Source organism: Pseudolysinimonas kribbensis (assembly GCF_030161895.1).
Classification (GTDB): Bacteria; Actinomycetota; Actinomycetes; order Actinomycetales; family Microbacteriaceae; genus Pseudolysinimonas; species Pseudolysinimonas kribbensis.
Window position 1 is genome coordinate 1248533 of the sequence record NZ_BSVB01000001.1, and the last position, 26687, is coordinate 1275219.

The 26687-nt window shown below is 73.5% G+C and carries 31 protein-coding genes and 2 pseudogenes; 11 read left to right on the top strand and 22 right to left on the bottom strand.

Annotation, left to right across the window (positions count from 1 at the left end):
• Positions 1-11: 11 nt before the first annotated feature.
• From QQK35_RS06915 to QQK35_RS06940, 6 genes are read right to left on the bottom strand one after another with little or no spacing between them, the layout of a single operon-like run.
• A complete protein-coding gene (locus QQK35_RS06915) occupies positions 12-1115 on the bottom strand; it encodes a glycosyltransferase family 4 protein (protein WP_284253507.1) in 1104 nt (367 codons plus the stop codon).
• A complete protein-coding gene (locus QQK35_RS06920) occupies positions 1112-1663 on the bottom strand; it encodes a glycoside hydrolase family 130 protein (protein WP_284253508.1) in 552 nt (183 codons plus the stop codon). Before QQK35_RS06920 ends, QQK35_RS06915 begins: the two co-directional genes overlap by 4 nt.
• Positions 1660-2589 carry a glycoside hydrolase family protein gene (locus QQK35_RS06925; RefSeq protein ID WP_284253509.1) on the bottom strand — a complete coding sequence of 310 codons (930 nt, stop codon included), beginning with the start codon at positions 2587-2589 and terminating at the stop codon, positions 1660-1662. Before QQK35_RS06925 ends, QQK35_RS06920 begins: the two co-directional genes overlap by 4 nt.
• Positions 2589-3191, bottom strand: coding sequence for a hypothetical protein (locus QQK35_RS06930; protein WP_284253510.1), 603 nt, complete (start codon positions 3189-3191; stop codon positions 2589-2591). The genes QQK35_RS06925 and QQK35_RS06930 overlap by 1 nt, the downstream gene beginning before the upstream one ends.
• Positions 3176-3634 (bottom strand): hypothetical protein, encoded by a 459-nt coding sequence (locus QQK35_RS06935; protein WP_284253511.1) that lies wholly within the window; start codon positions 3632-3634, stop codon positions 3176-3178. The genes QQK35_RS06930 and QQK35_RS06935 overlap by 16 nt, the downstream gene beginning before the upstream one ends.
• Complete coding sequence (locus QQK35_RS06940; protein ID WP_284253512.1) at positions 3631-4773, bottom strand: glycosyltransferase; 1143 nt, start codon at positions 4771-4773, stop codon at positions 3631-3633. The genes QQK35_RS06935 and QQK35_RS06940 overlap by 4 nt, the downstream gene beginning before the upstream one ends.
• A 274-nt stretch (positions 4774-5047) precedes the next feature.
• Here QQK35_RS06940 and QQK35_RS06945 point away from each other — a divergent pair, with 274 nt between their 5' ends.
• From QQK35_RS06945 to QQK35_RS06955, 3 genes are all read left to right on the top strand, one after another.
• A complete protein-coding gene (locus QQK35_RS06945) occupies positions 5048-5554 on the top strand; it encodes a DUF2231 domain-containing protein (RefSeq protein ID WP_284253513.1) in 507 nt (168 codons plus the stop codon).
• Positions 5555-5561: 7 nt separating this feature from the next.
• The gene (locus QQK35_RS06950) at positions 5562-6251 is read left to right on the top strand and encodes a glycosyltransferase family 2 protein (protein WP_284253514.1); all 690 of its coding nucleotides are present in this window, start codon (positions 5562-5564) and stop codon (positions 6249-6251) included.
• A 178-nt stretch (positions 6252-6429) separates the two neighbouring features.
• Positions 6430-6921, top strand: coding sequence for an FBP domain-containing protein (locus tag QQK35_RS06955; protein WP_284253515.1), 492 nt, complete (start codon positions 6430-6432; stop codon positions 6919-6921).
• On the opposite strand, the gene QQK35_RS06960 is transcribed toward QQK35_RS06955, so the two are convergent.
• The 8 genes from QQK35_RS06960 to QQK35_RS06995 all read right to left on the bottom strand — a co-directional run bounded on the left by QQK35_RS06960 (position 6918) and on the right by QQK35_RS06995 (position 15106).
• On the bottom strand, positions 6918-7520 hold the full coding sequence (locus QQK35_RS06960; protein ID WP_284253516.1) for an NAD-dependent epimerase/dehydratase family protein: 603 nt from the start codon (positions 7518-7520) through the stop codon (positions 6918-6920). The genes QQK35_RS06955 and QQK35_RS06960 overlap by 4 nt on opposite strands.
• A gap of 41 nt (positions 7521-7561) precedes the next feature.
• Positions 7562-8761: an MFS transporter gene (locus QQK35_RS06965; protein ID WP_284253517.1), complete on the bottom strand. Its 1200-nt coding sequence runs from the start codon at positions 8759-8761 to the stop codon at positions 7562-7564.
• Between the two features lie 89 nt (positions 8762-8850).
• Positions 8851-10314 (bottom strand): MocR-like pyridoxine biosynthesis transcription factor PdxR, encoded by a 1464-nt coding sequence (pdxR, locus tag QQK35_RS06970; RefSeq protein ID WP_284253518.1) that lies wholly within the window; start codon positions 10312-10314, stop codon positions 8851-8853.
• Between the two features lie 43 nt (positions 10315-10357).
• On the bottom strand, positions 10358-11848 hold the full coding sequence (locus tag QQK35_RS06975) for a hypothetical protein (protein WP_284253520.1): 1491 nt from the start codon (positions 11846-11848) through the stop codon (positions 10358-10360).
• 130 nt (positions 11849-11978) lie between these two features.
• On the bottom strand, positions 11979-12866 hold the full coding sequence (locus QQK35_RS06980) for an NAD-dependent epimerase/dehydratase family protein (protein ID WP_348534901.1): 888 nt from the start codon (positions 12864-12866) through the stop codon (positions 11979-11981).
• Positions 12863-13210, bottom strand: coding sequence for a phosphorylase family protein (locus QQK35_RS06985; RefSeq protein WP_284253521.1), 348 nt, complete (start codon positions 13208-13210; stop codon positions 12863-12865). The genes QQK35_RS06980 and QQK35_RS06985 overlap by 4 nt, the downstream gene beginning before the upstream one ends.
• Positions 13135-13491: a phosphorylase family protein gene (locus tag QQK35_RS06990; RefSeq protein WP_348535000.1), complete on the bottom strand. Its 357-nt coding sequence runs from the start codon at positions 13489-13491 to the stop codon at positions 13135-13137. The genes QQK35_RS06985 and QQK35_RS06990 overlap by 76 nt, the downstream gene beginning before the upstream one ends.
• Positions 13492-13684: 193 nt before the next feature.
• The gene (locus tag QQK35_RS06995; RefSeq protein WP_284253523.1) at positions 13685-15106 is read right to left on the bottom strand and encodes a glycosyltransferase 87 family protein; all 1422 of its coding nucleotides are present in this window, start codon (positions 15104-15106) and stop codon (positions 13685-13687) included.
• Between the two features lie 111 nt (positions 15107-15217).
• Here QQK35_RS06995 and QQK35_RS07000 point away from each other — a divergent pair, with 111 nt between their 5' ends.
• From QQK35_RS07000 to QQK35_RS07015, 4 genes are read left to right on the top strand one after another with little or no spacing between them, the layout of a single operon-like run.
• The gene (locus tag QQK35_RS07000; protein WP_284253524.1) at positions 15218-15352 is read left to right on the top strand and encodes a hypothetical protein; all 135 of its coding nucleotides are present in this window, start codon (positions 15218-15220) and stop codon (positions 15350-15352) included.
• Positions 15319-15837 carry a hypothetical protein gene (locus QQK35_RS07005; RefSeq protein ID WP_284253525.1) on the top strand — a complete coding sequence of 173 codons (519 nt, stop codon included), beginning with the start codon at positions 15319-15321 and terminating at the stop codon, positions 15835-15837. The genes QQK35_RS07000 and QQK35_RS07005 overlap by 34 nt, the downstream gene beginning before the upstream one ends.
• Positions 15818-16444, top strand: coding sequence for a molybdopterin-dependent oxidoreductase (locus QQK35_RS07010; RefSeq protein WP_284253526.1), 627 nt, complete (start codon positions 15818-15820; stop codon positions 16442-16444). Before QQK35_RS07005 ends, QQK35_RS07010 begins: the two co-directional genes overlap by 20 nt.
• Complete coding sequence (locus tag QQK35_RS07015; protein ID WP_284253527.1) at positions 16441-16920, top strand: hypothetical protein; 480 nt, start codon at positions 16441-16443, stop codon at positions 16918-16920. The genes QQK35_RS07010 and QQK35_RS07015 overlap by 4 nt, the downstream gene beginning before the upstream one ends.
• On the opposite strand, the gene QQK35_RS07020 is transcribed toward QQK35_RS07015, so the two are convergent.
• Genes QQK35_RS07020 through QQK35_RS07030 form a run of 3 tightly spaced genes read right to left on the bottom strand, consistent with a single transcriptional unit; the run spans position 16880 to position 18858 of the window.
• A complete protein-coding gene (locus tag QQK35_RS07020; RefSeq protein WP_284253528.1) occupies positions 16880-17575 on the bottom strand; it encodes a class I SAM-dependent methyltransferase in 696 nt (231 codons plus the stop codon). The two genes, QQK35_RS07015 and QQK35_RS07020, sit on opposite strands and share 41 nt — an antisense overlap.
• The gene (locus QQK35_RS07025; RefSeq protein ID WP_348535001.1) at positions 17572-18141 is read right to left on the bottom strand and encodes a TIGR04282 family arsenosugar biosynthesis glycosyltransferase; all 570 of its coding nucleotides are present in this window, start codon (positions 18139-18141) and stop codon (positions 17572-17574) included. The genes QQK35_RS07020 and QQK35_RS07025 overlap by 4 nt, the downstream gene beginning before the upstream one ends.
• 57 nt (positions 18142-18198) lie before the next feature.
• Positions 18199-18858, bottom strand: a complete 660-nt coding sequence (locus tag QQK35_RS07030) for a glycosyltransferase family 2 protein (RefSeq protein ID WP_284253529.1) — start codon at positions 18856-18858, stop codon at positions 18199-18201.
• Positions 18859-18982: 124 nt separating this feature from the next.
• Between QQK35_RS07030 and QQK35_RS07035 the strand changes: the two genes are divergently transcribed.
• Both QQK35_RS07035 and QQK35_RS07040 read left to right on the top strand, forming a co-directional pair.
• Positions 18983-19699 (top strand): response regulator transcription factor, encoded by a 717-nt coding sequence (locus QQK35_RS07035; RefSeq protein WP_284253530.1) that lies wholly within the window; start codon positions 18983-18985, stop codon positions 19697-19699.
• A gap of 82 nt (positions 19700-19781) precedes the next feature.
• Complete coding sequence (locus tag QQK35_RS07040; protein ID WP_284253531.1) at positions 19782-20846, top strand: sensor histidine kinase; 1065 nt, start codon at positions 19782-19784, stop codon at positions 20844-20846.
• A 10-nt stretch (positions 20847-20856) separates the two neighbouring features.
• Here the strand turns inward: QQK35_RS07040 and QQK35_RS07045 are convergent, their stop codons facing one another.
• Positions 20857-21498, bottom strand: a complete 642-nt coding sequence (locus QQK35_RS07045; RefSeq protein WP_284253532.1) for a peroxiredoxin-like family protein — start codon at positions 21496-21498, stop codon at positions 20857-20859.
• Positions 21499-21565: 67 nt separating this feature from the next.
• Between QQK35_RS07045 and QQK35_RS07050 the strand changes: the two genes are divergently transcribed.
• Together QQK35_RS07050 and QQK35_RS07055 are read left to right on the top strand one after the other, a co-directional pair.
• Positions 21566-21961 (top strand): TetR/AcrR family transcriptional regulator, encoded by a 396-nt coding sequence (locus QQK35_RS07050; protein WP_284253533.1) that lies wholly within the window; start codon positions 21566-21568, stop codon positions 21959-21961.
• The gene (locus QQK35_RS07055) at positions 21892-22179 is read left to right on the top strand and encodes an LmrA/YxaF family transcription factor (protein WP_431311798.1); all 288 of its coding nucleotides are present in this window, start codon (positions 21892-21894) and stop codon (positions 22177-22179) included. The genes QQK35_RS07050 and QQK35_RS07055 overlap by 70 nt, the downstream gene beginning before the upstream one ends.
• 10 nt (positions 22180-22189) lie before the next feature.
• Here QQK35_RS07055 and QQK35_RS07060 read toward each other — a convergent pair whose 3' ends face one another.
• The 4 genes and pseudogenes from QQK35_RS07060 to QQK35_RS07075 all read right to left on the bottom strand — a co-directional run bounded on the left by QQK35_RS07060 (position 22190) and on the right by QQK35_RS07075 (position 26597).
• The gene (locus tag QQK35_RS07060) at positions 22190-22681 is read right to left on the bottom strand and encodes an SRPBCC family protein (protein ID WP_284253535.1); all 492 of its coding nucleotides are present in this window, start codon (positions 22679-22681) and stop codon (positions 22190-22192) included.
• Between the two features lie 76 nt (positions 22682-22757).
• Positions 22758-23892 (bottom strand): annotated as a pseudogene (locus QQK35_RS07065) (acetate/propionate family kinase).
• Positions 23889-25963 (bottom strand): annotated as a pseudogene (gene pta / locus QQK35_RS07070) (phosphate acetyltransferase). Before pta ends, QQK35_RS07065 begins: the two co-directional pseudogenes overlap by 4 nt.
• Before the next feature lie 175 nt (positions 25964-26138).
• Positions 26139-26597: a hypothetical protein gene (locus QQK35_RS07075; protein WP_284253536.1), complete on the bottom strand. Its 459-nt coding sequence runs from the start codon at positions 26595-26597 to the stop codon at positions 26139-26141.
• Positions 26598-26687 lie beyond the last annotated feature (90 nt).

Here is a 26687-nt window from a genome sequence, read left to right on the forward strand (position 1 = left end):
GCATCGCACAGTCAACGCTCGGGCGCCCGGTGGGTGCGCTCCGCCCCGGAGGAGAGGCCTGCACCCGTCCGGTCGCGAAATGCTGGTCCGGCGGGCACCCGCGACACCGCGCGCCGGTAGACCTCCAGATAGTCGCGCACCATCCGGTCCACGGCGAAGCGGCGCTCGGCCGTGCCCCGGATCCGGATGCGATCGAGCCGGGCCGCGGGCTCGACGACGGCGTTCGCGGCGTCGAGGTCATCGACGACGTAGCCGGTGACGCCCTGGTCGATGATCTCGCGCATCGATCCCCGCCGGTAGGCGATGACGGGCGTGCCGCAGGCCATCGCCTCGACGACCGACAGGCCGAAGGGTTCGTCGAAATGGATCGGGTGCAGCAAGACGGCGGCCGAACCGAGAAGTCGCGACCGCTCCTCGGGGCCGATCGACCCGAGATACCGGACGTGCTCGCCGTCGAGGTGCGGGGCGACCTCCTCGTCGAAGTAGCGCTGGTCGTGGATGATGCCCGCGATGATCAGCGGCCGTCCGTTGCGCCGGGCGATCTCGATCGCATCCGCCGTGCCCTTGTCGGGATGGATCCGTCCGAGCGTCATCAGGGCGTCGCCCGCGTGCGCGCTCGCCGTCAACTCGGAGAGGTCGATGCCATGGTGGATGGTTGCGGCGTAGCTCAGCTCCGGGCTGCGATCGGAGTCCGAGATCGCGACGTAGTGGGCCGCGCTCGGCACCTGCTGGGCCGCTCGATAAGCCGGCAGAATCCGCGGTCCGGAGAATCCGTGGATGGTCGTGACGACGGGCGCGCGCCACGACCGGGAGAGGGCGAGCGGAAGCCAGTCGAGATGACTGTGGATCAGGTCGAAGTCGCCGGAGCGCGCGATCGCGTGGCCGACGTGCAGCGCCTCCTGCACCCGGCCGTCGAGCTCGTCGTCCTCGGCGTAGCCGTAGGGCACGACGGCATCCAGAGTGGCGCTCGTGACCGAGTCCGCGGTCGCGAACAGGGTCACCTCCTCGCCGGCGGCGACCAGGCCCTCCGCGAGCAGGCCGGCCACGCGCTCCCACGGCCCGTAGTGGCGCGGCGGGGTGCGCCAGGCGACGGGAGCCAGGATGCCGATCCTCATGCGGCGACCGGTGTCAGCGCAGCCAGCAGCTCGTCCAATCCGACCGAGCCGACGCGGATGTGCGCATCGCCCACGCCGTACGGCAGCCACAGCGTCCCGTCGTGCAGCAGCGCCCCGCAGGAGTAGACGACGTTGGGCACGTAGCCGTCGCGGAGCAGACCGTGGGGATACAGGAGCGGGTCGTCCAGCTGGGCGATGACGCGGCTCGGATCGTCCAGATCGAGCAGCACCATGCCGAGGCTGTAGGTGCGCATCGGTCCGACGCCGTGGATCAGCACCAGCCAACCTCGGTCCGTCTCGATCGGCGAGCCGCAATTGCCGCTCTGGACGACATCCCAGAGGCGGCTCGGGGCATGCACGATGCCGTCGTCCGTCCAGACCAGGCCGTCCTGCGAATGAGCCAGCGCGAGGTTCTCGCCATCGGTGCGGGTCAGTGCGAGCTGCCGGCCGCCGACGCTGCGCGGGAACAAAGCCATCCCCTTGTTGACCGCAGCGGCGCCGGACAGACGATGGATGCGGAAATGCCGTAGGTCGGCCGAGACGATCAAGCGGGGGCGATCGTGCGCCCGTCGTAGGCCGTGTACGTCGCGCGGTACTCGCGGCTGCCGTCGTCGTTCTCGACCTGGACGAAGCGCGCATCTTCCATACCGTGGCTCTCCTCGGACGAGAAGGGCAGCAGCACTCGCTGCGTCAGGTCGCTGGAGTCGGCGAAGCGGGCGTGGTAGGCCGACCAGGCCATGGCCCGCACGACCTCGAGATCGCCGTGAAGGTCGCGGCGCTGGGCGAGGTCGACCGGGAGCTCGCGAATGGCGTCCTCGATCTGCCCGCTGCGAAAGGAGGCCGGCAGCCCGCGGACGATCGCGGCGGAGAGCTCATTGAGCCGCGTCTCCTGCTCGAGCGCCTCACGGAAGTGGTCACGCGTCCAGTCGCCCTCGCTGATGGTCGCGCTCGACAGCGGGAGGTCCCGATGCTCGAAGACCCAGCCGGCGGAGCCGATCACGGCCGAGGCGAACCCGATGGACGACACGTGGCCCTCGCCGATCGCCCGCAGCGCGACCGCGACGCGAAGCTCTCCGGGGGCCAGCCCGCTCTGGTCGGGGTGCGGCGTCGCGCTGGGGTTGCACAACGCGGCGCCTTCCACCGCGTACTCCATCGTGAAGACAGCGCCCAGCACGATGGTCTGCTCCGGGGTGAGCTGCGCGGGACGCGATCCGGAACCCGCGGACGCGACCGTCTCGGCATGGCGCGTCAGCAGGTCGATGAGCCCGTCGTGTCGTTCGCCGAAGTCGCGGACGATGGCCTCGGCGCTCTGCCGGAGAGTGATCGGAGGGAGGGCCAGGACGCGGTCGACGATCTCGCCGGCGCGAGAGCGAACCCGGGTCGGCCCCTCGCCCGGCAGGAAGAGCCTCGCGGTCACCCGCGCCGGGTCGGCGTGCAGCCCGGCGCCTGCGTCGGTCAGATCGAGCGCGCCCATCACAGGGTCCGGTGGTCGGTCAACGACCGCATGTGCTGAGACGTGCTGAGAGCGGCGAGCGTCGACTCGGCTCCGCGGTTCCGGTTGCGGCCGGCGGGTTGCAGCCCGTCGAATCCCGCCCCCACGGCGGGATCGATCATGGCGACCCCGGCATCGTTGTCGCCGAGGAACCAGGCCCACGCCATCCGCACCGTGTCCGCCCACCGTTCCCCATGTCCCAGGCGATGAGCGCATGCGGCCGCATCGGCGATGTCGCCGGCCTCGATCGGCTGCTGGTCGAACTGCGGGCCGTCGTCGCCGCGCCCCCGGCCGAGCGCGCCCGTGACGGAAAGGTGTCCTCGACGGGTCTGCACGAGCACCAGGAAGGAGAGCGCCGCGAGTCCGCGCTCGGTCAGGCGCCGGTCGCCGAGTGCCGCGCCCGCGACGAGCAGCGCGTGCGGGATCGTGCCGTTGCCGTAGCGCAGGCGGGGCTCCGGCCACGGCCAGGTCGCATCCTCGGACTCCGGGATCGCCGCGACGCCGTCGATCAGCAGCCGTCGTGCCGTCTCCGAGCGCGGATCGATCGCCAGCACCGACGCCGCACCGATCACGGCCGACGCCATGGCGCGCAGATGGGGGATCGCTGTCGGGCGGCCCGCTCGAACGCCACCCGCGCGCGCTGTCGCACGGAAGGATCGACCGCGGAGGCGGCCGTGACGCCGAGGGCTCGGATCGCACGCCCCCACCAGTCGCCGAGGCCCTGCTCATCGGTCCAGGCGCCCATCCGGCTCAGCCGGTTGTGCGCCCGTCCGTTGAAGGCGATGGCGGCCTCACTGAATCGCAGGTAGGTCTCCAGGAGGTCGGCCGCCGTGGCGGAATCATCCTTCGAGCCGACCACCACCATCAACCCCCGGGCGACATCGTCGAGGCAGTAGCCGTGCTCCCGGCGAGGCGTCGAGTGATCGGCGTGCTCGAAGAGGCCCAGGTGGTCGCTCATGGACGCCAGATGCGTCAGGGGCAGCTCGGTGGTCTGTTCGACGAGACGACGTTCATCGAGTGCGATCATGCGGTGAGCACGGCGGCGTGTGCGATGAGGTCGTCGGCGAGAGTGCGATACCTCGGCGCGATGTCCGCCCAACTCGTCCCGGTGATCGCGGCGGCGACCGACCGATTCGGAGAATCGAGCCGGCCCAGCGCCGCCCGCACGCCGTCCGCGATGGCAGCCGGATCCTCATGGGGCACGACGGTGCCGACGCCGTCGCCGAGAAGCTCCACCGCATGGGGGAAGGCGGTGGCCACCACGGGCTTGCCCGCGGCGATCGCCTCGACCAGGACGCCGGATGTGACCTGCGTGCGGGAGTCGTAGGGAAGCAGCACCAGGTCTGCGGAGCCCACCCGCGCCGCGAGTTGTGCGGCATCCAGGTAGCGGTCCTCGAGGACGACCCGATCCTCCAGTCCCAGCTCGGCCACGAGGGCATGCAGGCTCTCGCGGTATGTCTCGCCCTCGTGCGCGACGACCTTCGGATGGGTCTGACCCGACACGATGTAGCGAACGTCGGGCTCACTGCCGGCCAGCGCGGCGATCGCGCGGATGCCGTGCTCGATGCCCTTGCCGGGTCCGATGAGGCCCCAGGTCAAGACGGAACGATGGTCGCCCGCTTCACGCGGTGCCGCCGCCCATGCGGGGACGCCGTGAGGGATCACGCTGACCTTGCGGAGGTCGATCGCGTAGTGCTCGCGGAGCCGGCTGAGCGCCGCCGCGGTCATCACGACCAGGGCGCTCGCCGACCCCGCGACCCGCTCGAGGACCGCGCGCTGGCCGGCCGTGGGCGCATCGAGCACCGTGTGCAGGACGACGATGCTCGGCACGGTCAGCAGCTCGAGCACCCGCACGGCATCCGATCCGTCCTCGCCGCCGAAGATGCCGTACTCGTGCTGGACGATGGCCACATCGCTCGCGCTCAGCGCCCGCGCCGCGGCACGGATCGCCGACTCATCGGCGGCTCCCACGGACGCGAGTTCCGCCACGATCCGCGAGCGGGTCCGGATCGCCGCGACCGCCGGCTGCGCGAGCTCATCCATCATGCGCACGATCCGTGCGTCCGGCTCGCCGTCGCGCGTGATCGCCATCGCGAGCGCCTCGGTGAAGGTCGCAAGGCCGCATCGCGTCGGGGGATAGGTGCTGAGGAAGCTGAATCCGGTCACGATGGACCTCTCACTCGTTCCGAGACGACGATGTCGTGATCGGAAGATGCGAGACGTCTACCGAACGGTATCTCTCGGGGAACAGCGCACCCTCGGGCCATCCGGTTCACCCCGCGGACCGGACCGCGCAGGCTATGACGTCCAGTGTACGCCGACCGTCTTGCGCACGGCCGGTGATTCCGCAAGCCTCTGCGATCGCGCGGGCAGCGGGGACAGAGTGGAGCGCATCCAACGAAAGGGAGATGCCACGATGTCCGGCTCTGAAGGACAACAGATGAACGACGAAGCCCTCCGCCGCGCGAAGCGACCGCTGACCCCGCTCGCCGGGCCCTACGGCCATCCGTTCCACTCGCTCCTGGTCACGGTGCCGATCGGCACCTGGATCGGGGCGCTCATCTTCGATATCGCCAGGGCGGCGGGTGCCGACCACGGGTACCGGGACGCCGCCGGCTGGTTGATCCTGATCGGCCTGATCGGCGCGGTGCTGGCCGCCGTCCTCGGCCTCATGGACCTCAGCCGGCTCCGCTCGGGCACCCGGGCGCAGCGCGTCGCACTGATCCACATGACCATCAACCTCGTCGTGGTGGTGCTGTTCATCGTGAACCTCATCGTGCGCGTGAACACCGACGGCATCGCCGGCCCGCTGACGCTCGACATCATCGCCGTGGTGCTGTTGGGCGTCTCGGGGTTCCTGGGCGGAGAGCTGGCGTACCGGTACGGCGTGCGGGTCGCCGACGAGGAGACGCAGCGCGCCGCCTACCAGGGCGCTCGACGCGGTTGAATGCCGGATGAGCTCCGAGGGCGTGCGGCGCACGGTGTCGGTCGTCATCCCGGTCCGCGACGACGCCGACTTCCTCGAGCGCTGCCTCGAGGCGCTCGACCGGCAGACCGTCGCGCCCGACGAGATCGTCGTGGTCGACAACCGGAGCAGCGACCGCACGCCGACCATCGCGCGGCGCCGGCGGGTGCGGCTTCTCGAGGAGCCGATGCTCGGGATCCCGCCCGCCGCGTCCGCCGGGTACGACGCGGCCTCCGGCGAGATCATCGCGCGGCTCGACGCCGACTCCGTGCCGCCGCCCGGCTGGACAGCTCGCATCCACGCCGCCTGGGACGCGGAGCCCGGCCTGGACGCGATCACCGGCCCGGGCCGGCTGGACTCCGTGCCGCGGCTGCTCCGGCCGATCGCGACGCTGCTGTACATGCGGTCGTACTTCGCGCTGTCGGTCGTGCTGCTCGGTCGCCCTGCGCTGTTCGGCTCGAACTTCGCAATGACGCGGGACGTCTGGGCGTCGGCCCGCTCGCGCGTGCATCGCACCGACCCGCGCGTCCACGACGATCTCGACCTGAGCTTCGCGCTGCCCCGCGGCTCGCGCGTGCGCTACGAGCCGGGGCTGGCCCTGCACATCTCGTCGCGGCCGCTGCGGACGCCGCTCGGGATGGCGCTGCGCATCGGGCGGGGGTCCGCACGATCGCCGTGAACCGGGACGCCCTCGTCGGGCCACGCCGGCGCCGGTCCTGACGTCCGGCCCCGGCCGAGTCGTACGATCGAGGGGTGAACGCGATCCGGATGGAGGTCCTCGGCGCCTGCGCCGACCCGAGGTAGGTCCTGTCGACCCGCGTTCCCTTTTTCTTCTTCTCTCGACAGGACATCCCTTCATGCACGCCCTCTCCGAGGACGCCGTCCGCGCGTCCCTTCTCAACGCGAGCCTGCGCGAGCACACGGCGCTCGCGCTCCCGCCCGGATTCGCCGAGCTGCCCTGGCCCGACCTCGACTACCTCGGCTGGCGCGATCCGAAGCAGCCGCTCACCGGCTACGTCGTCGCGCTGGTCGACGACGAGCCGGCGGGCGTGCTGCTCCGGCAGGCGGAACGCGCACCACGCGCCCGGGCGCAGTGCTCGTGGTGCGACGACGTGCAGCTGCCCAACGACGTCGCCTTCTTCAGCGCCCGGCGCGCCGGGCACGCCGGGCGTCGCGGCGACACGGTCGGCACGCTCGCCTGCGCCGGCTTCGAGTGCTCGCGCAACGTGCGCCGGATGCCGGTGCTCGCCTACCCGGGGTTCGACCGGGAGGCCGAGCGCCTGCGCCGGATCGACGCGCTGCGGGAGCACGTCGGCGCGTTCCTGCGCCGGATCAGGGACGGGGACTAGGCCGCCGCGACCGGCTCGTCGGTGACGACGACGACCCCGCTCGGCGCATCCAGCAGGGCGACGGTCTTCTCCGCCGCCGTGTCGATCTGCACGCGGGGCGCGGCCGGGAGCTGCGCCTCGTTGTAGGTGCCGGGACCGTAGAACTGCCCGTAGCTGAGGAGCACGCCGCCCTCCGCGAGCACGCTCGACTCCAGCTCCCGGACGGCCAGCGCATCCGGGCCGTCCGGAAGCTGCCAGGCCACTGTCTGGGCGAGGATCTTCGGCGACCCGCTCGCGCGGGCCGCGTCGATGATGTTCCGGTTGCCGACCGTCCGGATCCGGGCGTTGCGTTCGGCGTGCTCGGGAATCCGCGTCACGTCGTCGGGGAGGTCGGTGAGCTCGTTCAGGACCACGTCCGGCCGGAAGGCGGCGACCGCCTCGATCAGCGCGTCGCGATCGAAGACGTCGACCACGACGGGTTCGGCGCCGAGGTCGGCGAGAAGCGCCGCGTTGCTCGAGGACCGCGTCATCCCGGCGACGGTGTGTCCGCCCTCGACGAGCAGCGGGATCAGCCGGCGGCCGATCACACCGGAGGCTCCGGCAAGGAAGATTCTGGACATTCGGGGGTACCTGCTCTCTTCTGGATGGATCACGGACCGGCTCACACGGTGCGCCGGAGTCGCAGCTGCGCCAGGAGGCTGACGAGCGTGAGGAGGATGGTGACGATCGTGTAGCCGACCACCGCGGGCACGGTCCCGAACGGGGTGGCGAGGACGCCCTCGACCACGATCGGCACGCCGAACGCGAGGTACGAGACGACATAGACGGCCGCGACCACGGCCGCACGCTGATGCGCGGGGGCGAGCGGCAGGATGAGCCGGATCGCACCGCTGAACGACGCGCCGAACGCGAGACCCGCGATCGCCTGACCCGCGAGCACGATCGCCAGGCTGTCCGCGGAGATGCCCGCGACGATGCCGAGGGAGCCGATCAGGGACGCGGCGATGCCGATCCCCGTCGCCCGTCCGGCGCTCATGCGCGTTAACAGCAGCGCGACGAGCGTCGCCACGGCTGGAGCCACGAATCCCGTGAAGCCGTTGACGAAGCCGCTGTCGAGCGCGAAGACGCTCCGGACCATGGCGGGCGCCAGCCCGCCGGAGAGGCCGGCCAGCATCCAGACTGCGGCGATCACGGGCGCGAGCGCCGCGAACTGGGCGCGCGCCGGGGCGGGAACGGTGACGCGAGGGACGAGGGACCGCGCCGTGCCGCCCTGCCCGCCGGCGGTCTCGGGCGAGGCGATCACGGCGACGCCGCCGACGACGGTGAGCACGATGAGGACGACGAAGACGATCTCGTTCGCGTCGGGACTGAACTGGAGCGCGAGGCCGGCGAGCAGCGAGCCGAGCGCGAGCCCTCCCGTCAGGCTGACGTTGCCGAGGACGGCGCCGAGGTTCTTCCGGCCCCGCGGCGCGAGCTCAACGAGCGCTGCGGTGAAGGCCGACGTCGCGGCCCCGCTCGCGACGCCCTGCACCACGCGGCCGGCGATGACCCAGCCGATGTCGGTGCCGACCAGGAACAGCACGTCGGATGCGAGCTGCACGACAAGCGCACCGGCGAGCACGGGTCGACGGCCGACGTGATCCGAGAGGGAGCCCAGCGTCAGCGCGGCGACGAGGAAGCCGACCGCGTAGACGGCGAAGGCGACGTTCAGCATCGCGGGCGGGAAGTCCCATCGCGTCTGATAGGCCACGAGCAGCGGCGTCAGGGCCCCCGCGCCGAGATAGAGGCTGGAGAAGGCGACCGCCGAACCGGCCGTGGCGACACCCGCGGGCAGGAACCGAGCGGAAGATGCGGAGGTCATCGGGACTCCTCGACGTGGACGACGACACCGAGGGATTTCGTGCCGACGACTGCCAAGCTAGTCAGATGTGGACTGGATTTACGGACCACTCACTCGCCGGGATTACAGACCACTTCCGGTGTCAGGATCGGGCTGTCCCCCACGACCTCGCAGAGCGACTCCAGCGCGGCGGGCCAGGCGCTGTCCGAGAGCGCCGAGAAGTTGACCACGAGCGCGTCGAGCGGCACCGACGCGGACTGGTCGGGATGGCGGAACTCGGCCATCCCGCTCACGACGAGGCCCCGGGCCTCCGCCGCCCGCACGGTCGCGGCCTCCCCGCCCGGCGGAAGCTCCAGCACCACCTGGAGGCCGGCGCTCATCCCGAGCACGCGGACGCGCGGCGCCGACCGTGCGAGCGCCTGGATCAGCTCCTCCCGGCGGCGCCGGTACTTCTGCCGCCGCGCCCGCACGTGGCGGTCGAATGCTCCCGACCGGATGAACTCGGCCAGGGTGAGCTGATCGGTGACGCTCACGGTCTCGACCCGGCCCTTGCCCTCGCCGACCATGGCGATCAAGCGTTCGGGCACGACCATCCAGGCCAGGCGCAGTGCCGGACCCAGCGATTTGCTGGCCGTGCCCAGGTAGACGACGTGATCGGGATCCCGGCCCTGCATCGCGCCGATCGGCTTGCGGTCGTAGCGGAACTCGCCGTCGTAGTCGTCCTCGAGGATCAGCCCGCCCGTCCTGCGCGCCCACTCGAGCGCGGCGATCCGCCGCTCCGCGGAGAGCGCGACGCCCAGCGGGAACTGGTGCGCCGGGGTCAGGAGCACGCCGCCGATGTCGGGGCGGGCGTCCAGTTCCCCGATCCGCGCGCCCTCGTCATCCACCGTGAGCGGCGGCGTGGTCAGTCCCTCGTCGTTGAGGGTGAGGCGGTAGATGTCGAGGCCGTAGCCCTCGACGGCGATGGCTCCGGTTCCGGAGCGGGCCAGCCCTCGCGCCAGGAGCGTCAGTCCGTGATGGAACCCGGAGGTGATCACGACCGTCTCGGGCCGGGCGATCACGCCGCGAGCGCGCCCGAGGTACTCGGCCAACGTCGTGCGCAGTTCCCTGCTCCCGAGGGGGTCACCGTAGCCGAAGGCGCTGTAGGGGGCTGCGGGCAGTGCCCGACGGGCGGCGGCCAGCCACGGACCGTGCGGGAAGTCCGCGAAGTCGGCGGCACCGGGGCTGAGGGTTCGCGAGGGCGCCGGTGCCGCCGGGGGCGCCGGATCCGGTTCGGCCGACCACGGGACCCGATCGGCGACGTGCGTCGCCGATCCGTGCCGGGCCGTCAGCCAGCCCTCCTCGACGAGGTCGGCGTAGCAGTCCGTCACCGTCGCGCGCGCGATGCCGAGGTCCGCGGCGAGCGCCCGCGAGGCCGGCAGCCGCGTCCCGGGCGCGAGCCGGCCGGTGCGGATCGCCTCGCGGAGCGCGTCGGTCAGCGACGCCCGGATTCGCGAGCCCCGGAGCTCCAGGTGCAGATCGATCCCGGCGCGCGCGAGCATCTCGACCGGCGCGCTGCTCGCGGCCTCCGGCATGCGTGCAGCGTAGCCGTCGATGTCCCGTCGCGTTCGCCGCGGGTCACGGCCGCCCCCAGAGCGTGACGACGTCCGCATCCAGGGACCACGCACGCTCGGGATGCAGCCCCGCCAGACGCAGGGCCTCGACCTGCGCGGCGCCGTGCCGGCTGCGGGTGACCAGCCAGACCCGGTCGGAACGACCGATGAGCCCCGGGGTGAGCGGTCGGGTGAGGTCCCAGAGGCCATCGGTGCGCTCGTACGGCGTGACGAGTCCGAGGTCGGTGACCCCGCGGAACGCGTCGGGGTAGGCGTGCAGGGCGAGGCGCGGACGACGGGAGTGCCGCACGCCGTCGTCGAACGCGATCCCGTCGCCGGGGTGCGATCGGGCCGCGATCAGCGCGGCGACCTCGTTCCAGTCCGTGCCGGCGTTGCGCGCGGTCGGTGCGCGCTGCGACACGACCGTCGGCGCGGCCAGGGCCGCCACGAGCGCGATCGCGACCGCCGAGGCCGGTGCCCGTCCGACCGCCGGGAGCCGGCGCACGGCCTCCTCGACCCCGACGGCGAGCAGGAGCGCGACCCACGGAGCGGTGAAGCCGACGTAGCGCGCGGCGTAGAACCCGCCGAGCGCCGCGCCGAGGGTCAGGATCACGACCGACGGCACGAGCGCGCCCACCAGTGCCACGATCCCCGCCCGGGCGAGCGGCGCCCGCCTGAGGACTGCGACGACGGCGAGCAGCAGGGACCCGCCCGCCGCGATCGCGAGCGCGGCGTCGCCGAACCACGGCGTCACGAGCACTGTGCGCGGCGTCGGGGCGCGGTCGGCGAGGAAGCCGACCTGGGAGCGCTGACGCCATCCCGCGATCACGACGGGCGCGCTCAGGACGAGGGCGATCCCCACGGCCGCGGCGAACCGGCGCAGCGCGGCGCGGCGCTCGGGGGCCCGGGTGAGCAGCACGACGAGCACGAGATGAGCCGCGACGACGAGCGCCGTGTCGAGGAAGAGCGTGACGAGCACGCCGAGCCCGACTCCGTAGCCGAGCCAGCGCCATCCGGGCCGCGCGACGGCGCCGCGCGCCAGGAGCAGGCTCAGGGCGACCACGCCCGCCATCTCGAGCGCCGCGGACCGCGCGTCGCTGCCCGCGTACGCGACGCGGGGCAGCACCGCGAACACGAGGCCGGCGACGAGCGCCGGACGGAGTCCGCCGCCGAGCGAGCGCACCAGGGGCACCATGCCCGCGGCCGCGAGCGCGACGGCGAGCGCCGAGAGGGCGCGCACCGCGACGGCGTCGGAGCCCGTGACGACGACCCAGACGTGCAGGATCGCGTAGTACAGCCCGTGCACGGCGTCGATCGAGCCGAGCTCGTCCGCGAGCGACCCCCAGGAGCGCCGCGCCGACATGATGCTGACCACCTCGTCGCCCCACAGCGACGGGATGCCGGCGCCGGCGAGCGCGACGGCGGCGCCGACCACGCCGACACCGCAGGCCGCGGCGATCGCGGGCCGCCGGGATGCCGGGGGCGCGTCGACCGGCACCGCGACGAGGGTCGTCACGCGGCCGCCTCGGCGGCGAACTCCCGCATGCCGTCCTCGAAGGCGACGACCGCGCTCCAGCCGAGCTCCCGTCGCGCCCGATCGGACGACGCGGTGATGTGTCGCACGTCGCCCAGGCGGTACTGCCCGGTCACCACGGGCGCGGGCCCCCGACGGCCGCCGCCAGCGACGATGCCAGCTCGCCCACCGTTCGCACGACACCGCTGCCGATGTTGAACGCGCGCAGCCCCGGATCGGCGATCGCGGATGCCCAGTCGAGGGCGGCCAGGTTCGCGGCCGCCACGTCGCGCACGTGCACGAAGTCGCGGCGCTGACCGCCGTCCTCGAAGACCCGCGGCGCCCGGCCGTGCGCCAGCTCTGACCGGAACAGCGCGGCGACACCGGCATAGGGGGTGTCGCGTGGCATCCGGGGGCCGTAGACATTGTGATAGCGCAGGGCCGCTACGCGTCCGTCGACCGCCCGCGCCCACGCGCTCGCGAGCTGCTCCTGCGACAGCTTGCTGACGGCGTACACGTTGCGGGGATCCGGCACGGCCGACTCGTCGACGACCTGCGGCACGAGAGCGTGCCCGTCGTCGCCGATCGGGTCGAAGCGCCCCGCCTCCAGATCCGCGACGGATCGCGGGGGCACCGCGACCGGGCCGCGGGCGTCGCGGTACGCGCCCTCGCCGTAGACGACCATCGACGACGACAGCACCAGCCGGCGCACCTCCGCGCGCGCCATCGCCGCCAGCAGCAGCGCCATTCCCGTGACGTTGACGCTCGTGTACTCGGGCGCGTCGTCGAAGTCGACCCCGAGCCCGACCTTCGCCGCGAGGTGCACGACCGCGTCCATCCCGCGCAGCGCGGAGTCGGCGGCGCCCGGACGGGTCAGGTCGTCGTGCATCAGCTCCACGCCGGCCGGCACCCGGCCGATCGCGCGATCGAGCACGCGCACCGTGTGCCCGCTCCGGATCGCCCGCTCGACGACGTGCGATCCGATGAACCCGAGGCCGCCGGTCACCAGGATGCGGCTCATCGGGCGAGCACCGCATCGATCGCGGCGGCCGGCAGCAGGCGGCGACCCGCGTAGTCGTCGGGGATCGCCGCCACGATCGCCGCGATCGCGGCGCGGATGCGCGGAGCCGCCTGGGCCATCCGGCGCAGCACGAGCTCCGCGTCGGCGCCGTCGCCCGTCGCCGCGCCGTCGCGTTCGGCATCGATGTCGGCATCGATGTCGGTCACGAACGAGAGCGCGACGAGGCCGACGCCGAGCTCGGCCGCGAGCACGGCCTCCGGGTACTGGGTCATGTTGACGATCTGCGCGCCGGCCGCACGGAACCAGCGGGACTCGGCGCGTGTGGAGAACCTCGGACCCTGCACGACGACGCTCGTGACGCCGTCGACCGGGCTCTCCCCGCGGCGCGCAGGGCCGCCGCGGCGAGGCGCCGGAGCTCCGGATCGAACGGATCGGCCGCCGGCAGGTGCTGCACGTCGTCGTCGAAGTAGGTGTCGGCACGCCCCCAGGTGCGGTCGATGAGCTGCGACGGGAGCACCAGGTCGCCGGGGCGCAGCGCCGGATCCACGGCGCCGACCGCCGACGACGACACGATGGCCCGCACACCCAGGCGGGCGAGCGCCCAGATGTTGGCGCGGGCGTTGATGCGATGCGGCGCGAGCCGGTGCCCTCCCCGTGCCGGGGCAGGAACGCGACCCGCCGGCCGGCCAGCTCGCCGATCGTGACGGCATCCGACGGCGACCCGTACGGCGTCTGCAGGTCGATCCGCTCCGGATCGTCGAACAGCCGGTACAGTCCGGAACCGCCGATCACGGCGATGGCGACGGACGCGGTGGCGCTCATCGGGAGGTCCTCTCGGGCAGGGGCGCGCGGGCGCCGAACGGGAGTCGAAGGCGGGAGACGACCGCCGGGATCTCGGCCCGGTGCCGGACGGCGAGCGCGACCAGCAGCACGATCACGGCCGCTCCGAAGGCGGCGCGACTGGTCGCGAGGCCCGGATGCAGCTGCCGCACCGTCATCGCGACGGTCACGACGAGCCATTCCGGCCTGCCCGCCATCGCCGCGAACGGCACGAGCAGAAGCGCGTACCAGGGGTAGGCGGGGGTGACGATCAGCAGCGTCGCGCCGACGACCGCCGCCTGCACGCCCCACGGGCGCTCCGGATCGGCACGCCAGACCGCGAACGCCGCCACCACCGCGACCAGGACCGCCGCGCCGACGGTCGACCACGATCCGGGCAGCACGAGCGAGAGCAGGGCCGAGCGCGATCCCGACTCGTACCCCTCCTCGGAGAAGTACCCCGGCAGGTATCCGATCACCTTCGGACCGCTCGCCAGCAGGTAGGGCGCGTAGACGGCGGCGACGGCGCCCGCCGCGGCCAGCACCACCGCCACCGGACGCCGGCGCAGCAGGGGTGGAGCGACCAGACCGGGGATGAACTTCGTCGCGACGCCGAGTCCGAGCAGCACGCCGCCCACGACGGCACGGCGACGGCGGAGCACCGGCACCGCGAGCACCCCGGTGGCGGCGACCGCGAACAGCACGCCCAGCACGTCGACGTGCGAGTCGGTCACCGCCTGGTCGAGCACGAACGGGCACCACAGCCACAGGGCGCTCCACCGCGGATCGCGCCCGCCGCGGCGCAGGAGGAGGGCGAGCAGCGCGCCGACCGCGCCGACCAGCAGGAGCCCGCCGACCTGGAGCGGCGCGTACGCGGCGGTCGTCGGCACCAGCGCGCGCACCGCCGCGAAGTACGCCTCGCTCACCGGGGGATAGATCGTCGGCACCCGGGGCCGGTTCAGCGCGGTGCACAGCAGGGCGCCGCCGGGCTCCTCGCGGGTGCTCATGATCCGCTGGCCGGCGCAGCGCCCGTCCACGGGCGCCGGGTACAACCACCCCGGCCGCAGCCCGGCCAGCGCCGACGAGGCGGGCACGTGCTCGTAGGGCGAGACGCCGGCATCCTGCACGATGCCGTCCCAGGCGTAGCGCGCCGAGTCGGTGCTCAGGTGCGGGGGCCCCGCGAGCGCGGCACCGCCCAGCACCGCCGCGCCGACGACCACGAGCACGAGCGCGGCGCGCCCGCGCACCCGGAACAGCAGCGTGACGGCCACCGCGAACCCCGCGAGCGCGATGGCGCCGACCGCCGTCAGCGGCCAGGCGCCGGAGCGGTCGAACAGCTGGAAGGCGTGCCCGACGACGACCGCCGCGACGGCCACCGCGAGCGCCGCCGCGGCGCCCACGATCGGCAGCACCACGCGCATCCCTCGATGCTCGCCTGCGGGTCGCGGCCATCCGGCCCGAACGCGGCATCCGTTCGCGGACCGTAAGAACTGCCGCGCCCCGCTCGGGCCGGCACCGGCGAGCATCGACTCGTGACGCAGCTGACCGAGCGCCTGGGCGATGCCCTCGAGGCCCGGATGCGACGTGCGCAGGGCGGGCTCGGCTCCCCGGTGCGCCGCCCCGCTCCGCGGTCGTGCTCGGCCGGCTGCTCGGGCCCGCGTTCCTGATCTGCTTCCTGACCGGGCTGTACAGCCACTTCCTGCAGGATCCGCTGCCCGGCATGGTGTTCCCGACCCGGCCGGCGTGGATCTACCAGCTCACCCAGGGCGTGCACGTCACGGCCGGCCTGGCGCTCGTGCCGCTGCTGCTCGGCAAGCTCTGGTCGGTCTACGGCCGGCTGTTCGAATGGCCGCCGCTGCGCGGGGTGCTGCACCTGATCGAGCGCGGACTGGTCGGCGTGCTCGTCGCGACGGCCCTGCTCGAGCCGGCGATCGGTCTGATCAACACGTACCAGTGGTACCCGTGGCCGTTCCCGTTCCGGCAGACGCACTTCGCCCTGGCCTGGGTGCTCGTGGGCGCGCTCGCGGTGCACGTGGGCGTGAAGCTGCCGATCATCGTGCAGCACTGGTCGCGGCGCGAGCGCCCGCGGCCCGACCGGCCGCCGATCGAGCGCCACGGAACGGAGGGTCGGGATGCCGACATCAGCGCCTGAACCGCGGCGCGACCTCCTGACCCGCCGGGCGTTCTTCGGGACGATCGCGGCGGCATCCGGCGCCCTCGTTCTGCTCACCGCGGGCCAGAGCTTCGCACCGTTCGACGGGTTCAACCTCTTCGCGCCGCGGCGGTACGGAGCCGGGCCGCAGAGCCTTCCGATCAACCGGACGGCGCGCAAGGCGGGCGTGCGGGATGCCGCCCTCGACCCCGGCTGGCGGCTCGAGGTGGAGGCGGACGGGCGCACCGCCGCGTTCAGCCGCGCCCAGTTGCGTCGCCTGCCGCAGACGGAGGCCGTGCTGCCGATCGCGTGCGTGGAGGGGTGGAGCACGTCCGCGCACTGGCGGGGTGTGCGGCTCGCCGAGCTGTTCGCGCACGTCGGGTCGACGACGCCGCGGGGCATCCGGGTGCGCAGTCTGGAGACCCACGGCGCGTACCGGGTGACGACGATGGAGACCGAATTCGCGCGCGATCCCACGGCCCTCGTCGCGCTCGAGCTGAACGGCGAGGCCCTCGACCTCGACCACGGCTACCCCGCGCGCATCATCGCGCCCGGGCGTCCCGGGGTGCTGCAGACCAAGTGGCTGGCCCGCCTGGAGGCGCTGTGAGCGCGGCGCCGCGGGAGCTGTCCGCCGGGGCGTTCTGGGCGATCCGGCTCACGCTGTACGGGATCGGCGTCGCGCTGCTGGTGACCGGAGCGGTGCTCCTGTTCGGGCGGCCGACCGGACCGCGGCTGACCGGGATCGTGCTGTGGCTGGGCTGCGCGATCGTGCTGCACGACGCGATCCTGGTGCCGACGCTCACGCTGGTCGGCCGGGTGCGCGACGCCGCGGGCCGCCGGATCGGGATTCCATCCGCGGCGGTGCAGCTGGTGAGCGGCGCACTCGCGATCGGCGCCCTGCTGACGCTCGCGGTGATCCCCGAGCTCTGGGCTCAGCACCTCGGACCGGCCAACCCGACGGTGCTGCCCGGCGACTACGGGCCGCGCCTGCTGCTGGTCTGGGGGCTGCTCGCCGTGCTCTGCGCGGCGGGCATCGTGCTCATCACGCTGCGCGTGCGCCGGCGCTCCTTCGCAGCACGCTGAAGCTGCGTCCGCCCCGGGTCCACTGCTCGTCGAGGCTCAGCCCCGCCTCCGCCGCCACGGCCGCGAGCCGGGCCGCGCCCAGCTCCGCCCACGGGAACACCGGACCCCGGCGTCCGGTGTCGTCGCTCAATCGCGCCAGATAGCGCCGATTGCGGCCGGCATCGACGTGGGTCTCGACGTGGATCCGCCCGTCGGGGGCCATCAGCTCGCCGCAGCGCCGGAGCAGCGCGCACGGGTCGCCGCCGATGCCGATGTTGCCGTCGGCGAGCAGCACCGCGCCCCATTCCCCGTCGCGCGGCACGGCGCCGAACACCGAGCGGCGCAGCACGGGCAGGCCCTGTCTGATCGCGTGGCGGACCGCGGCCGGCGAGACGTCGACGCCGAGGGCGATGCGCCCCGCCAGCACGGCGGCCCGCACCAGGCGACCCGGACCGCATCCGACGTCGAGCAGCGAGCCGCACGTTCGGCGGACGAGGGCCGCATCGACGTCGTCGTGCCGCATCCACCGCCCCACCTCCAGCGCGTCGGCGCGACCGCCGGTCAGCACCTGCACCCGCAGCAGGCCGCCGCCCCGCTCGAGGGCCGCCTCGTACGGATCGCCCCCGAACGCCGCCGGCTCGCGACGCTCGCCGACGACGACGCTGTGCCGGATCACGATGCGGCCGGCGCCGCGGAGCGCGCGGCCGCGGCGAACGCGGCGGCCGTGCGACTGGCCGGGATCGCCCGCGCCACGGCGACCAGATCGGCGATGCCGTCGATGTCGCTCAGGGTGGGCAGCGGCCGCACCCGCAGACCGGCGCTCCGCAACCGACCGACGGTGCGCTCACCGGTGTCGTTGCGCGACATCGGGATGCCGCGCACGAGCGACCCGTCCGGTCGGCGCACCCCGAGCGCCCAGAACCCGCCGTCAAGCGCCGGACCGAACCACGCGTCGACGTCGTCCGGCCACGGCCGCAGCACCGGCCGGATGGCGGGGCCGAGCTGCGGGGTGTCCATCCCCACCAGCACCATGGGCTCGTCGAGCCGGTCGAGCAGAGCCGCGAGGCGCTCGTCGAGCGTTCCCCGGGCTGGCGCAAGAGCTCCCAGCCCGACGCCGATGGCGGCGGATGCCCGGCGTCGCTGTACAGGATCCGGCGGCTTCCGAACCCCTCGAGAGCCGCCAGGGTGTCGTCGAGGCTCGCCGCGGCGACGGCGGCCGCGGCCGCGAGGCTGAGGGCGGATGCAGGCGCGTCTTCACGCGACCCGGCGCCGGGTGCTTGGCGACGACGACCACGGCGGTCATGCGCCGGCCGCCCGCAGCTGGGCCGTCATGTCGCGCACGGCGCTGATCGCCCCGCGCAGGTCGCCCGACACCTTGGAGCGCCCGATCCGCGGACGGTACGGCACGTCGAGCTCGGCGATCCGCCACCCCGCGCGCGTCGCCGCGACCAGTGTCTCGAGCGGGTAGCCGCTGCGCCGATCGGTCAGGCCCAGGCCCAGCATCGGCTCCCGCCGGAACACTCGGAACGGCGGCACGTCGTGCACGGCGATGCCGAGCCGGCGGCGCAGCCGCCAGGCGAGCAGCTCGTTCGAGAGCCGTTGCGGTGCCGGCCACGCGGCACGGGACACGGGCCGGCGGCGACCGAGAACCAGATCGGCGGTGTCGAGCAACGCGACCGCGGCGGGCAGCAGCCCGGGGTCGAGCGAGCCGTCGGCATCGAGCACGGCCACGACCTCGGCGGTCGCCGCGACCAGGCCGGCGTGCACGGCGGCGCCGTAGCCGCGACGCTCCTCCCGCACCACGACCGCGCCGGCGGCCGCCGCCACCTCGACCGATGAGTCGCGCGAGCCGTTGTCGACGACGATCGCCCGGTATCCCCGCGGCAGCGCCGCGAGCACGCCGGGCAGTGCCGCCGCCTCGTCGAGGCAGGGCAGGACGACATCCACGCAGGCGCTCACGCCGCCACGCTAAGGAGGGCACAGCGCGGGCGGGCCGCCGAACCCTTACGAAGTGGAGACGGACGCCCTGCGGCGCCGTCTCCACCGGCTCGGCGCCGGCCGGGCGCGCGAGAATGGCGTCACCATGAATTCCGCGACCGCCGACATCACCGACCGCCGGGTGCTGGTCGTCGACGATGACCCCGCGGTGCGCGACGTGGTGTGCGACTACCTCGACGCTGCGGGCCTCATCGTCGACCGCGCCGCCGACGGGTTCTCGGCGGTCGAGGCGGTGCGCCGCACCCGGCCGGACGCGATCGTGCTCGACCGGATGCTGCCCGGGATCGACGGCCTCGAGGTGTATCGCCGGCTCCGTGCCGAGGTCGGCCCGATCCCCGTCGTGATGCTGAGCGCGCTCGGCGCGACCGATCAGCGCATCGACGGCCTCGAGCTCGGCATCGACGACTACCTGCCCAAGCCGTTCTCGCCGCGCGAGCTCGTGCTGCGGGTCTCGGCGCTGCTGCGCCGCAGCGTCGACGACACGACACCCGAGGCGCCCTTCCGGCTCGGCCGCTTCTGGCTCGACGCCTCGAACCACCTCGTGACCCTCGACGGCGAGCCGCTCGTGCTGTCGATGCGCGAGTTCGACCTGCTCGCGTACCTGCTGAAGCACCCGGATCGGGTGCTGAGTCGCGACCAGCTGCTGCGGGCCGTCTGGGGCTGGGAATTCGGCGACCGATCCACCGTGACCGTGCACGTGCGGCGGCTACGGGAGAAGGTCGAGGCCGATCCCTCGAACCCGACGACGCTGCAGACGGTGTGGGGCGTCGGGTACCGCTTCGTCTCGGAGGTCGCCGCGTGACGATCGGCGACATCCTGGCCATCGTCGGCATGGCCGCCTCCGCGGCGGGCGTCGTCGGCCTGGTCGCGATCTCCTCCTCCTGGTGCTGCGTCGTCGCACCCTCACCCTGCAGCTGCAGGTGGTCTCGGCGGCGGGGGTCGTGGCGATGGTCGCCGGGATCGCCACCGTCTCGCTGGCGATGTACCTCTCGTCCCACGACCTGCTGGTCTCGCTCTGGGTCAGCGGCGTCGCCGCCGTCGTCTCGCTCGCGATGGCCACGGGGCTCGGCGTCGTGCTGCGCCGCTCGGCAGGACGGCTGCGCACCGCCGTGCGCGCCGTGGGCGACGGGGAGCTGGTGCCGGTGGCGTCGTCGTCGGGGTCGGAGCTGTCGGCACTCGCCGCCGAGCTCACCTCGACGAGCGAGCGGCTCGCGAGCGCGCGGGAGGAGATCGCGCGGATCGATGCCTCGCGGCGCGAGCTCATGGCGTGGATCTCGCACGACCTCCGCACGCCGCTCGCCGGCCTCCGCGCGATGTCCGAGGCGCTGGAGGACGGGGTCGCTCGCGACCCGGCGAACTACTACCGGCAGATGCGCGACCAGGTCGACCGCTTGAGCGCGCTCGTCGACGACCTGTTCGAGCTCTCGCAGATCCAGGCCGGTGTGCTGCGCGTGGCGGCGGCGCCGGTTCCGCTGCGAGCGCTGCTGACGCAGGCCGCCGCCGAACTCGCCCCGATCGGCCTGCCCCGTGGCATCCGGATCGAGGTCGACGCCGACGACGCCGAGATCGTCGCCGACGCGCGTCTGCTCTCGCGCGTGATCGCGAACCTCGTGGTCAATGCCGTGCAGCACTCCCCCGACGATTCCGTGGTGCGCGTCACCGCGCGACGGCGCGACGACGGCCGCGCGCACCTGACCGTGCAGGACACGGCCGGGGGCATCGCCGCCGAGCAGCTCGAGCGGATCTTCGACGCCGGCTGGCGCGGCGATCCCTCGCGCACGCCGGAGCCGCTGGTCGGCCGCAGCGCCGGCGCCGGGCTCGGGCTCGCGATCGCCCGGGGCATCGTGTCCGCCCACGACGGCCGCATCGAGGCGAGCAACGTGGCCGGCGGTAGCCGGTTCGACATCCACCTGCCGAGCCGCGCGATCGGCGAGCCGGCCGGAGCCTGACGCCGCCGGGTCAGAGACCGAGCGCGTCCAGCTGCGCGAGCACCTCCGCGGGCTCGGTGCGGGTCGTGTGATCCGGCCGCGCCTCGATCCAGCGCAGCACGCCGTCCGCATCCAGGATCGCCGTCGTCGGCATCGGCAGCCGCGGTGTGCCGTCCGCGTTGGTGGCCGCCACGTCGAGCCCGTTCTCGAGCTGCAGCGCGCGGGACTCATCACCGGGCTGGGTCACGACGCCCAGATCCTCGGCGATCCGGTTGCCCGGGTCGGAGAGCACCGTGAAGGTCAGCGCGTGCTTCTCCTGCATCGTGAGCGAGCCGTCCGGGTGCTGGGGGCTGATCGCGACGAGCCGGATGCCCCGGGCGGCGAGCGGCTCGACGAGCTGCTGCTGGTACACCCGCAGCGCGACGTTGCAGTATGGGCACCAGGCGCCGCGGTACAGCACCACGACGATCGGCGAGCCGGCGGCCGCGGCGGCGAGCGAGGTCGGCTCGCGGTGCACGTCGAGGAGGGCGGCGTCGGGGAAGGGCTGCCCGATCCGACCGCTGAGGTCGGGCCGCGGCAGGATCGCCAGCGCGACCTGCTCGCGGGAGTACGCGCTCTCCGGGCGGCCGGCGTGCGGGGCGCTCACCTCGTCGGCGATGGGGGTGCTGGTCATGTCTCCTCCAGGGGGTCGGAGCTCCATCCCAGCCGCGACAGAATGTACTGGCGAGTACAATCGTCGAATGAGCACCTCAGCCCCCGCGCTCCCGGCGACCGCGAAGGGCCGCGCGACGCGCGAGCGCATCGTCTCGGCGGCGGCGCGGCTGATGCTCGTCGACGGCGTCGCCCGCACGACGCTCGACGACGTCGGCGCCGAGGCGCGCGTGGGCCGGTCGCAGCTCTATCACTACTTCGACGACAAGGCGCGGCTGGTCGAGGCGGTGATCGCGCACCACGCGGAGTCCGTCCTGGGCGGCGACGAGCTCGTGCGGCTCGACGACTGGGAGGCCTGGCGGGCCTGGCGCGACGCGGTCGTGGCCGGCCAGGAGGCGCAGGCGTGCGTCGGCGGATGCCCCTCGGCTCGCTCGCGAGCGAGCTGTCCGACATCGACGACCGGGCGCGCCGCGCCCTCGGCGTGACGTTCGACGAGTGGGAGCGCCGGTTCCGCCGCGGGCTGGAGGCGATGGCGCGCCGCGGCGCGCTCGCGACCGGCGGCGCACCGGGCCGACTGGCCACGACGGTGCTCGCCGCCCTGGAGGGCGGGCTCCTGCTGGCTCAGCTGCGCCGCAGCACCGCCCCGCTCGAGGCCGCGCTCGACGGCGTCCTCGAACTGCTCGGCGCGCCCGAGCGGCCGTGAGCCGATCGGGTCAGACGGCGATGGGGCCCAGGCGGTCCTCGGCCGCCTGGCTCTCCGCGATCAACGCCAACCGATGCAGGTCCGCCTCGATCTGCCGGCGGTCCAGGTCGACGCGAACCGCCGCCTGCGCCCAGGCCGCTCGCGGAGTCCATCGGAGGACCACGTCGACACGCGTGTGGTCCTGATCGATCGGCGCGAACCGGATCTCGCCGCTCGACGCGCTGCCGCGCCAGCGGAAGGCACCGGGTCCTGCCGCCAGGGCCGCCCGGTACTCGTGGCGGAAGGGGCCGATCGCGATCGTGCCGCTCACCGAGTCCATGCGCACCTTCGCGGTGCCGAGACCGTGCACGACGTGGTGGCGCACCGCGTCCCAGCAGCACTCGCGGACGACCGGGAGGGGCGCCGCGACGAGACGGGAGACGACGACCTCGCGCGCCCGGGGAACAGGACGGGGAGCACGGAGTCCGCCGACACGGGCACGGACGGCGGTGGCGATCGACATGTCCCGACGGTACAGCGCCCGGGCCGCCGCGGGGTGCGATCCTGAGAGGACGCGCAGTCGGGATCGGCGATCCGGGTCAGGCGCCCACCAGGATGGCGGCGACCGTCTCCCGGGCGATCTGACGCTCCTCGTCCGTCGGAACCACCAGCACCTCGACGCGGGAGCCCGCCGCGGCGACGCTGCGGGGTGCGCGCGACGGGGACTGGTTCGCAGCCGCGTCCAGGCGGATGCCCAGGAACTCCAGCCCCGCGACGGAACCGGCGCGCACGACCGCGCTGTTCTCCCCGACGCCGGCGGTGAACACCACCGCGTCCAGCCCGCCCATCTCGGCGGCGTAGGCGCCGATGTAGTGCCGGATGCGGTGCAGGTAGACGTCCAGAGCCAGGCGGGCGGCGGGGTCGCCGCTCTCCGCGGCGTCGACCAGCTCCCGCATGTCCGCTCGGCCGGCCAGCCCGAGGAGGCCGCTTCGGCGGTTCAGGAGGTCGTCGAGCTCGTCGGTCGTCATGCCCGCGTTCCGGGCGAGGTAGATGAGCACGGCCGGATCGATGTCGCCGGACCGGGTGCCCATCACGAGCCCCTCGAGCGGGGTCAGGCCCATGGACGTGTCGACGGAGCGCCCGCCGGAGACGGCCGCGACCGAGGCGCCGTTCCCCAGATGCAGCACGACCATCCGCAGGTCGGCGAGCGGGCGCTCGAGCAGCTGCGCCGCACGCTCGCCGACGATCCGGTACGAGGTGCCGTGGAACCCGTAGCGACGGATGTGGTGCGCCGCCGCGAGCTCCGCATCGATCGCATAGGTGAACGCCGCGGGCGGGAGCGTGTGGTGGAAGGCCGTGTCGAAGACCGCGACGTGCGGCACGTCCGGCAACGCGCGCCGCGCCGCCCGGATGCCGGCGAGCGCCGCGGGGTTGTGCAGCGGAGCCAGCGGCGACAGCTCCTCGATCGCCTGCTCCACCGCGTCGTCGATGATGGTCGCCGCGCGGAACCGATCGCCGCCGTGCACGACGCGGTGACCGACGGCGTCGATCCGGGGCCCCCAGTTCGGCGAGTATGCCGTCGACGGCATGGGCGTGATCCGGCGCGTCCGTCCCGGAGGGGCCGATGCGCTCCACCAGGCCCTGCGCACGCGTCTGGCCGGAGTCGGCGTTCAGCAGCCGGTACTTGACCGAGGACGACCCGGTGTTGAGGACGAAGACCTCCGGTGAGGTCATGCCGGCTCGTCGCCCTGCGCCTGGATCGCGGTGATGGCGATCGTGTTGACGATGTCGCGCACCAGCGCCCCGCGCGAGAGGTCGTTGATCGGCTTCGCCAGGCCCTGCAGGATCGGCCCGATGGCGACCGCACCGGCACTGCGCTGGACGGCCTTGTACGTGGTGTTGCCGGCATCCAGATCGGGGAAGACGAACACCGTCGCGCGGCCCGCGACATCCGAACCGGGCAGCTTGGCCTTCCCGACCTCGGGGTCGGCGGCGGCGTCGTACTGGATCGGCCCCGCCACCGGCAACTCCGGAGCCCTCTGCCGCACCAGCGCCGTCGCGGCCCGCACCCGATCGACCTCGGTCCCCGTGCCGGACTCGCCCGTCGAGTAGCTGAGCATCGCGACCCGCGGCTCGATCCCGAACAGCCGCGCCGTCGCCGAGGACGAGATGGCGATGTCGGCCAGCTGCTCGACGGTCGGCTCCGGGATCACCGCGCAGTCGCCGTACACGAGCACCCGGTCGGCGAGCGCCATCAGGAAGACGCTCGACACGGCCGAGACCCCCGGCCGCGTCTTCACCACCTCGAAGGCCGGCCGGATGGTGTGCGCGGTGGTGTGCGTCGCACCGGACACCATGCCGTCCGCCAGGCCGAGCAGCACCATCATCGTGCCGAAATAGGCGACGTCGGTCACGAGCTCCGCCGCCCGCTCCAGGGAGACCCCTTGTGCGCCCGACGGCTGCGGTACTCCGCCGCGAACCGGGCCACCAGTTCGGGGTCGCGGGGCGATACGACCGACGCGGCGTCGATGTCCAGCCCGAGCTCGGCGGCGCGGGAGCGCACGCGCACCTCGTCGCCGAGCAGCGTGATGTCGGCGATCCCGCGTTGGAGCACGATCGCGGCGGCGCGCAGGATCCGGTCGTCGTCGGCCTCGGGCAGCACGATCCGGCGTCGGTGCGCGCGGGCGCGCTCCACGAGCGTCTGCTCGAACCGCAGCGGGGTCATCGTCGGGTCGACCTCGATGCGCAGGAGCCGGATCAGCTCCGGCAGGTCGACGTGCCGCTCGACGAGGCCGACCGCTCTCGCGTGCCGGGCGGGCGAGTCCGCGGCCAGCCGGCTGTGCGCCCGGGTCGCGCGGATCGCGGTGTCGAAGGTTCCCAGCCGGGTACGCGCGATCGGGAGCGACGTGCCCATCCCGTCGAGCAGGCGCATGACGGGCTCGGAGAGTTCGAACCCGCCGTTCAGGATGACGCCCGCGACCGTGGGGAAGGTCGCCGAGGCATGGGCGATGACGCTGCCGATCAGCACGTCGACGCGATCCCCGGGGACGATGACGACGGCGCCCTCCTGCAGGCGCGGCAGCACGTTCTCCAGGGTCATGGCGGCGATGACCGTGCCCGACACCGGACGGTCCAGCAGCTCCTGCTGTCCCCGGACGAGCTCCGCATCGGTCGCCGCGAGGACGGACCCGAGCAGCGGCGCCGTGAGCGCGGCATCGTCGGGAACGCCCCACGCGGGCATCCCGCAGCGTTCCCGCACCGCGCGGGTGACGGCATCCAGCTCGCCCGGATCGACCCGGTTGACCACGAGTGCCACGAGGTGGGCGTGCTCGGCCCGCAGCTCCGCCATCGCGGTGAGGCCGATCTCCGCGATCTGGTCGGCCGTGCGCGGCGAGCCATCCGGGTTCCGCGCGTTCAGCACGAGCACGACCGAGGCCGCGAGGGTCGCGGCCACCCGGGCGTTCATCGCGAACTCGGTCGGCGTGCCGACGTCGGTGTAATCGGACCCGACGATGAGCACGGCATCGTGACCGCGCTCCGCCTCCGCGCAGCGCTCCAGGATGCGCGCGAGCGCCGCATCCCGGTCGGCGTGAACGGCCGCATAGTCGACGCCGACGCCGTCGCCCTCCGAGGCGCCGGCATGGGAGCGCAGCATGTCGAGCACGTAGTCGACGCCGCCGCGCCCGATCGGCCGGAACACGCCGACCGAGCCGACCGTCCCCGTCAACGCCTCCAGCAGACCGGCGGCGATCGTCGACTTGCCCGAGCCGCCTTCGGCCGAGGTGACCATGACGCGTGTGGCCATGTCATCACGCTACGCGCTCCGGTGCGGCGGTCGTCGGGGAGCCGTTCGAGGGGGACCCGAGCGCACCGACCGGCCGGCTGCTTCTGGTCACGGTGTGCACGGTCGTGTTGTCGCCCTTGTCCTCGCGCCGTCGCCTGCGATCCGGCCAGCCTGCGCGGCACGATCGGGGGCCCGGCTACGTGTGGCTCGTGGTCCCGCGCCGAGCAGCCGCGTCGGCCGCCGCACGGAGCCGTTCGCCGATGTGGGCGATCTCCTCAGCCGTGAACTCCGCCCCGCCGCCGAGCACGTTCATCCCGATGACGGTGTCACGGCCCGGGAGCACCACGGGCGCGACGACGCTGTACACCTCATACCGGCCGCCCGGCTGGAGCGGGATGGGCATGAAGTTGAACTCCGGGTCGCCCACGATCCCTTGCGCGCCCCGCAGCACCTCCTCGCCGGGCATCGCCTCGTTCGCCGCGCTGTCGAGCAGATCCTGAATCCGCATGAAGTCGGTGTCCTTGGTGAACCACGTCCAGCCGTCCTCCCGCAGGCGGCCGAGCATCGCGAGGTAGCCCTGGCGGACCTCGTCGGTCAGCGGCGCCGGGGAACGCGCAAACCACGCAGCGAGCTCGGACTCCGTGGCCCACGCCATCAGGGCCGGCCCGATGGGCGGGACGAGCGGGATGCGGTACCCGACCGGCGAACCGACCAGTTCCGTCGACTGGGGGCGACCCTGGCGAGC